We start from the raw sequence: 851 nt of genomic DNA, 5'->3' as shown, positions 1-851 counted from the left end.
GGCAGGCGCGCGACGGCGTCGTAGGTGAGGCGGATGTGGGCGGCCAGCAGATCGCAGGCGCGGTCGGCATCGCGGGCCAGGGTGGCGTCCAGGATGCCCTTGTGTTCGTCGTCGAGATCGCGCGCGATGGGTTTGCGGGTGACGGTCAGGCGGCGGTAGCGCTCTGCCTGCTGGTAGAGGATGCCCAGGAAATGATGCAGCCAGCGCGAGGGACAGGCGCGGATCAGTTCGCGGTGGAATTCGCGGTTGCGCTGCTCCCATTCCTCGAAGCGGGTGTCGGGGTCGGCGGCCAGGCGTTGTTCGGCCTTGCTCAGGCGATGGAAGGCGGCGAGCACGGCGCTTTCCCAGTCGTCGTCGCCCAGGGCGATGGACTGGCGCAGGGCCTGGGTTTCGAGCAGCACGCGGTTTTCGGTGATGTCGCGGAAGTCTTCGAGCGAGATCGGGGTGACGTGAAAGCCGCGTTGTCCTTGCGCGATGACCAGGGCATCGGAGACCAGCAGCGCGAGGGCTTCGCGCAGGGTGCCGGCGCCCACGCCGTAGTCGTCCTTGAGGTGTTCGACCCGCAGGCGGGAGCCTGGCGGGTGCACGCCCTGGATGATGTCGCGGCGCAGGTTGACGTAGGCCGCGCCGACCAGGGTGTTGGCGGAGGCGGAGTGAGCGAGCGGGGGGAGGGTGGCGCCGTCTGACATGGGAGGTACTTTATCACTGCGTTCAAAAAATCTCGATAAAAATTATTGACGCCGAGATTTATGCTGCTTATCGTAGAAAAAAGCGTCGCGATGACGACCGGCATGAAGCCGGCGGCGGGCGCCACCAGGAGACAAGCAGTGATACGGCTACACGACATCCGG

The 851-nt window shown here is 65.7% G+C and carries 1 protein-coding gene; it reads right to left on the bottom strand.

Translation table 11 applies throughout. From position 1 onward, the window contains the following. Window positions 1–689: GntR family transcriptional regulator (locus VCS63_RS29700; protein ID WP_063959623.1), on the bottom strand; the 689-nt coding region annotated here is incomplete at its 3' end. Window positions 690–851: the final 162 nt, after the last annotated feature.

The sequence above is a fragment of the Achromobacter sp. D10 genome, assembly GCF_035282245.1.
Lineage (GTDB): Bacteria > Pseudomonadota > Gammaproteobacteria > Burkholderiales > Burkholderiaceae_B > Achromobacter > Achromobacter insolitus.
The sequence above is the reverse complement of the archived record's forward strand: the minus strand, read 5'-3'. Positions and strand labels throughout refer to the sequence as shown.